Raw genomic sequence first — 516 nt, forward strand, 5'->3', positions numbered from 1 at the left:
GGCCGGCACCGGTCCGGTCGCCATCGACGCCGAGCGGGCCTCGGGCTTCCGCTACGGGCAGCGCGCCTTCCTGGTCCAGTTGCGGCGCGAGGGTGCCGGCACCTGGCTGATCGACCCCGAGCCGTTTGAGGACCTGAAGCTGCTCAATGACTCCGTGCGCGGCGTCGAGTGGATCCTGCACGCCGCCAGCCAGGATTTGCCCTGCCTGTCCGAGCTGGGCATGTGGCCCGACAAATTGTTCGACACCGAACTCGCGGCCCGGCTGGCCGGCCTGCCCCGGGTGGGCCTGGCCGCCGTGATCGAATCCCTGCTCGGTTTCACGCTGGCCAAGGAGCACTCGGCGGCGGACTGGTCCACGCGCCCCCTGCCCGAGCCGTGGCTGCGCTACGCCGCACTGGACGTCGAGGTGCTCATCGAGCTCCGCGAGGCCCTGATAGACAGGCTGCGCGACGCGGGCAAGCTCGAGTACGCCCTGGAGGAATTCGAGGCGGTGCGCGCCGCGCCGCCGTCGCCGCC

At 71.7% G+C, this 516-nt stretch carries 1 protein-coding gene; it reads left to right on the plus strand.

Features of this window, described 5'->3' with window-relative positions; genetic code table 11:
• On the plus strand, positions 1 to 516 hold a 516-nt coding region (locus AC5RUJ_RS18190), incomplete at both ends, for a ribonuclease D (RefSeq protein ID WP_494156511.1).

This window comes from Arthrobacter sp. Y3223164 (assembly GCF_059091005.1).